The sequence below is a fragment of the Dokdonella sp. genome (assembly GCF_049593775.1).
Classification (GTDB): domain Bacteria; phylum Pseudomonadota; class Gammaproteobacteria; order Xanthomonadales; family Rhodanobacteraceae; genus Dokdonella.
On record NZ_JBAWHJ010000445.1, the window covers coordinates 1 to 6,099 of the forward strand.

The 6,099-nt window shown below is 61.6% G+C and carries 3 protein-coding genes; 2 read left to right on the forward strand and 1 reads right to left on the reverse strand.

From position 1 onward, the window contains the following. Window positions 1–292 precede the first annotated feature (292 nt). Window positions 293–2,803, reverse strand: coding sequence for an EAL domain-containing protein (locus WBP53_RS15405; protein ID WP_423930494.1), 2,511 nt, complete (start codon window positions 2,801–2,803; stop codon window positions 293–295). A 178-nt stretch (window positions 2,804–2,981) separates the two neighbouring features. On the opposite strand from WBP53_RS15405, the gene WBP53_RS15410 reads away from it, so the two are divergent. Then, window positions 2,982–3,398 (forward strand): hypothetical protein, encoded by a 417-nt coding sequence (locus WBP53_RS15410; RefSeq protein WP_423930495.1) that lies wholly within the window; start codon window positions 2,982–2,984, stop codon window positions 3,396–3,398. A gap of 314 nt (window positions 3,399–3,712) precedes the next feature. Further along, the gene (locus WBP53_RS15415) at window positions 3,713–6,037 is read left to right on the forward strand and encodes a S8 family serine peptidase (RefSeq protein ID WP_423930497.1); all 2,325 of its coding nucleotides are present in this window, start codon (window positions 3,713–3,715) and stop codon (window positions 6,035–6,037) included. Window positions 6,038–6,099: the final 62 nt, after the last annotated feature.

A 6,099-nucleotide genomic window follows, 5' to 3' on the forward strand; every position in this document is an offset into this window, starting at 1 on the left:
CGCGATGTATTTCTTGCAACATGACCAAGAGCATCGCGGCTGAAGCCGCTTCCTACGACGAGCGGGCAGGGTGCAGCGCTTTTTTTGATTCGCGATTCCCGGTTCCTGGCTTAGAGCATCGCGGCTGAAGCCGCTTCCTACGACGAGCAGGGCAAGCGCAGGATGCGGCGCTTTTTTGATTCCCGATTCTCGGTTCCTGGCTTAGAGCATCGTGGCTGAAGCCGCTTCCTGCGACGAGCAGGGCAAGCGCAGGGTGCAGCGCTTTTCTCTGTTCCCTTTTCCGGGTTCCCAACTACCAAAGCGGTCGGCTGAAATCGAAATCCGGTTGCTTGAGCGGTTGGGAGAAGGCGGGGCCGATGGCGTAGTCGACGCCTAGCCTGAGCAGCAGGTGGGCGCGGTTGATGTTGTCGACTTCGGGGGCGATGACCGAGGCGCCGGCGGCATGGGCTTTGCGGACCAGGGCGAGCACCGTGTCGGCGACCGAGCGGATGCTGCCCAGTTCGTGCACCAGGGTTGGATCCAGACGCACAAAATCCGCCTGCAACTGTCGCAATGCATGCACGGCAGCCCAGTCACGACCGAAATCATTGAGGCATACGCGGATACCGAGCTTGCGCAGTTCGAAAATGCGTTCGCGCGCTCGCTCGCCGGCATCGATCAGTGGCGAGCAGGGCAGGTTCAGGGTCAGCCCGGTGCCGGACAGGTGATGTGCCTTCAGTTCCCGATCCAGCCACCAGCACAAATCGGGGGACAGCAGGGAGGGGACAGATTGAGGTACGAAGATGCGCAACTGGCGACCGCGCTTCAATTGCTCGCCGCGCATTTCCAGCGTGTGTTGCAGGAGCAGGCGATCGATTTCGGCGAGCTGGTTGGTCTCGGCTGCGGCCGGGGCCATTTCATCGTAGCTGATCGAGCTGCCCGGATTCTGCGTGCTGAGAACCCGGAAGCGCAGGTCGAACTGGCCACTGAGCTTGCCGGCCAGCGGCACGATGGGCAGGAAATCAAACGTGGCCTGTTCCGACTTGAGCGGGCGACCCATGACGGCACGCACGGCCAGCAACGGGTCGCTTGGCAGAAGGGCCGCTTCGCGTGCTTCATACCAGAGCACGCGATTGCCACCCATGTGGGTGCCGGCGATCTGTGCGGCTTCGGCGTTGGTAACCATCGTATCAACGGTGATCGGTTCGCCACCGAGCAGGGCGAGTCCGATGCTTGCGGTCAGGGGATAGTCCTTGCCGTTGTGTGACCACGGTTCCTGGGCGAGCTGGGTGCGGATGTCTTCCGCAGCCATCGTCACTTCGGCCCGCGAGCGCCGGTGGAGCAATACGAAATAATGGAAATCCTGATAATGGGCGGCGATGTCTGCAGTTTCGAGCTGGCTGCGCAGCAACTGGCCGATATGCGCATCGAGGGCGGCAAGCCCGCTGATGCCGATGCCTTCACGCAGGGCCTGCGAGCGATCAAGGGCAATGCACATCAAGGCGGCAGAACGATCGCCGGCGACACTCGCCAGTTTTTCAATCAGGACCGTGCGTGGAAACAGGCCGGTACGCGGATCGCGCCCCCCGGCGGTGCCGATCAACTCGCGCAGGCGCCGCGATCGATTCAGGCGGGACAGCAGGGCATGAGTCAGGTGGCGTGCCTTGACCGGCTTGAGCAGAACTTCATCACTGCCTGCGGCAATTGCGTCAAAGCGCTGGCCGATATCGCCGCTGGCCGACATCAACACGATCGGCAAGGCAGCATGCTCGGCCTGTTCGCGAACCAACTGGATCAGTTCGAGGCCGTGAACGTCGGACAATTCCTGATCAACCACCAGGACATCCGGGCGGAATTCCGGCAATGCCGCCAACGCGGCTTGTCCATTGTTGGCCAGGCGCACGGTCATGCCGCGTTCGGCCAGCCAGCGCGCGCGTTCACTTGCAGCAACCGGGTCGACCTCGGCGAGCAGAACGCGCCAGGGGGTCTGCGTGGCATGGACGAGCAGGTCGTCAAGGCAGGCAATGACTCGCAACGAATCCACTGGCAGGCTGAAAAGGCCAGCGGCCCCGGCACGCATCGCCAGCAGTCGATCACCGAGATCGCCATTGCGCGAGAACACCAGCATGACGGGCTGCGCACTCAGTTCGGATTCCTTGCCTTCATCGAGGCGTGCACGGATCCGGCCCAGATGGCTGAGTGATCGGGCATCGAGCAGCAAGGCGCCGGGCCGGGCGACCTTGAGGAAATCCAGCAGGGTTTCGATATCTTCGAATGCATTGACCTGATAGCCGCGTTCGCGAAGCGCAGGCACGAGCCCGGGTGCAGCTTGTACGGTTTCGCCTAGCAGGCAGGTGGCGCGAGGCAGCCAGGTCGGCCCTTCGGCGCCCGCTATCGAATCGGGCTGATCTTCGCTTGCGGGAGTTGCATCGGAATCGATGAGGGGGGTTTCCCCGGTGTCGCGATGCAGCGAGCGCACGTCAGCCGTGGCCGAGCCCGACAACTCGCTCAGGGCGCCGCCGAGGTTGTTGACCATGCCCGCCAGGTACTCGAGTGCATGTTCGTTGGGAACCAGCTTGTCGTCGATGAACGAACACAGATAGGCCGCCAGTTCCAGCGCAGAACCATTGACGCCTTGCAGGCCGAGTGTCTCGCTGGTTTGCGCGATCTGGTCCAGTTCCTCGCCGAGCAGGCGCGCAGCATGGTGATCCCAGCCGGAGCGAGCCAGCGGCTGCCATCGGCGGACCAGGCTCAGGCATCGCTCGCGCAGGGCTTCCCGGGCAGTCGAATTGGAGAGTCCCAGGATTGGATTGGAGCCAGTCATTGCTGCAGTCGACACCCGATGGTTGATCCTGCCTGTTCGGCTGCGGCAGGAAAACCGCCGCACACTTACGCAGCGAGGATGGCCGAAGCCTGAACATGCCGCCGTGGACTGGAGCACAGTTTACGGCGGCTGCAGCTACGGCATACTGTAAATCCATGAAAACTACCGGATCCGGACCATGAGAAAGCACCTGCACAAGATCGCCTTGTTCCTGCTCCTGCTGGCTCTGCTGCTTGACCTGGCGATCTGGGGAGCGGTGCCGGATCTGCCCGAAATTGGTGGGCACATGGTCAGGTCTGCGCACGCCGAAGCCATGCTGGCGTCTACCTATATCGCCCTGGGTGGCCCGCTGGACGCGCTGGTCGGTTCGCTGCACGGCTTTGGTACCCATTTGATGACGACGGCCACGGCGCCGCTGGTGGAACAGATCGTCGAGCAGCCGAACCTCGCGATGGACCTGACCCTTGCCGGTGCAGGCAATGGATCGCTGGAATGGATTCGGACTTTGTACTGGGCACCTCCCATCCTGCTGGTGGTGTTCCTGATCCTCTGGGCGACCAAGCCCAAGGTGGTCAATCTGATTCGTAAGCGTTGAATTCATGAAATGTGATGACAATCACACATGAGTTTCATTTCTCTATATAGTTTCGAAGAGATTCCACAAACCCGAAATATTGGGAAGTAAACAAAGGATCGTTCAGGTAGGGGTGCCTGGTCGATCAGCCGCAGGCGAAAAATCAGCGTGTTTGTATTCGGACAAAGATCCGATGTAGCGGCGCGGGAGGTGGACGGAGGCCCCATCTAGGGGGTGCTGCAATGCAGCACTCATACGATCATTCTTCAACACTGGAGATAACTGTGAATCCGGATTCGATCACAGCACTACGTCGTACCTCACTGGCTGCAGCCATGTTTGCGTTGATCGGTTGCAGCGCGCTGGCCAATGCCGCCGCCGTCACGCCTGCAGACTTGCAGAACTATGCAGACAGGGCCAATTTTTCGGCCGACCTTTCACGCACCGAAACAACACGATTCATTGTTACCTACGCCGAGAATGCTGCAGAGCGCAACAGCTTGGCGATGCACGCCGATTTCGATCGTGTTGCTCGCGAAACCGGCATGAAGGTGGAACACGCGCGCACCCTGGCTACCGGAGCTGAACTGGTCACGGTCACCCAGACCAAGAACAGCGCACGCATGTCAGGCAACACCAACGAGGCAAGGGCGCAAGCTGTCATGGTCGCGTTCGCAAAGAATTCTGCCGTTGCCTATGTTGAACCGGATCGCATCATGCGCCCGGTGCTGTCGCCGAATGACACCAGCTATTCGAGCCAGTGGGATCTGTTCGAAAGCACCGGCGGCATGAACCAGACCTCGGCCTGGGATATTTCAACAGGCAGCGGTATCCGGGTGGCCGTGATCGATACCGGCATCACCCCGCACAGTGATCTCAGTGGTCAGACCGTTGGCGGCTACGATTTCATCAGCTCCTCGGCCGACGCACGCGATGGCAATGGCCGTGATTCGAATCCGAATGACGAAGGCGACTGGTTCGCCACCAACGAATGCGGCGTGCCGTACTCGTCGAACTCGAGCTGGCATGGCACCCATGTGGCCGGCACGATTGCAGCGGCAACCAACAACTCCAAGGGCATTGCCGGTGTCGCGTTTGGCGCCAAGGTCGTACCCGTACGCGTGCTCGGCAAGTGCGGTGGCAGCACCTCGGATATCGTCGACGCGATCGTCTGGTCATCCGGCGGTTCGGTCAGCGGCGTTCCAGCCAATTCCAACCCGGCTCGCGTCATCAACATGAGCCTCGGCGGCAGCGGTTCCTGCGGTTCGTTCCAGGCTGCAGTCAATACCGCCCGCAGCAACGGCACCGTCGTTGTCGTGGCAGCCGGCAACTCCAACGCCAACGTGACGGGCTTCTCTCCGGCCAACTGCTCCGGTGTCATTTCGGTTGCAGCGACGGATCGCCAGGGCAATCGTGCGTCCTACTCGAACTACGGCTCGACCATCACCCTGTCGGCACCGGGTGGCGAGACCGCCACGCAGTCGAACGGCATTCTGTCCACGCTGAACAACGGCACCACCACGCAGGGTTCCGAGGGTTATGCCTACTACCAGGGCACCTCGATGGCGGCGCCGCATGTGGCCGGATTGGCAGCTCAGATGCTGGCGGTCAACAGCAGCCTGACTCCGGATCAGGTCCGGAATGCGATGACGGCCAACGCTCGCGCGGTGCCGGGTTCGTGTTCCGGCGGTTGCGGTGCGGGCATCATCAATTCGCTGGCAACCCTGCAGTCCCTTGCAGGTCCGGGCAACGTTGCACCGGTGGCCAATTTCAGCTTCACGACCAGTGGACTGACGGCCAGCTTCAGCGACAGCTCCAGCGACAGCGATGGCACGATTGCATCGCGCTCGTGGAACTTTGGCGATGGCACCACGTCGAGCTCGACCAATCCGAGCAAGACCTACTCGTCTGCCGGCACCTACAACGTGCAGCTGACCGTGACCGACAACGATGGGGCGACCCACTCGAAGTCTTCCTCGGTGACCGTGACTAGTGGAGGCGGTGGCAGCAATGTCCTGCAGAACGGAGTGGCGGTGAACGGCCTGTCCGGATCGTCAGGTGACACCGTGCTCTACACGATGGCCGTCCCTGCCGGTGCCAACAACCTCAAGTTCCAGATCGCCGGCGGTTCGGGTGACGCGGATCTCTACGTCCGCTTCGGTTCTGCACCAACGACCACTACCTACGACTGCCGTCCCTATATCGGTGGCAATAACGAAACCTGCAACATCAGTTCGGCGCAGGCGGGTACGTACTACGTGATGGTGCGCGCCTACTCGACCTATTCGGGCGTTTCGTTGACGGGTAGCTACTCGACCGGTGGTGGTGGCTGTACGCCATCCGGAACCGTGCTCTGCAGCGGTTCGTCGGTCAGTGGCCTGTCTGCAAGCCGCAACAACTGGACCTCGACCTATACCCTGGTCGTTCCGGCCGGTGCGAGCAACCTCACGTTCTCGATTGCTGGCGGATCGGGCGATGCGGACCTGTACGTTCGACTCGGTTCGGCACCCACGACGACCAGCTACACCTGCCGTCCGTACCTGAGCGGCAATAGCGAAACCTGCTCGTTTACGGCACCGACGGCTGGCACCTACTACGTCAGCGTGCGTGCGTACTCGACGTTCTCTGGTGTCACCCTGAGCACCAGCTACACACCCTGATGGGGTTTACGGCGCGTGCGGAGCACGCGCCGACTTCAGGCGACCGGTCTTGGGCCGGTCGC

Bases quoted from the DNA above. Each gene is read 5' to 3' on its own strand.
- WBP53_RS15405 (WP_423930494.1), bottom strand. From the start codon at position 2,803: ATGACTGGCTCCAATCCAATCCTGGGACTCTCCAATTCGACTGCCCGG.
- WBP53_RS15415 (WP_423930497.1), top strand. From the start codon at position 3,713: ATGTTTGCGTTGATCGGTTGCAGCGCGCTGGCCAATGCCGCCGCCGTC.
- WBP53_RS15410 (WP_423930495.1), top strand. From the start codon at position 2,982: ATGAGAAAGCACCTGCACAAGATCGCCTTGTTCCTGCTCCTGCTGGCT.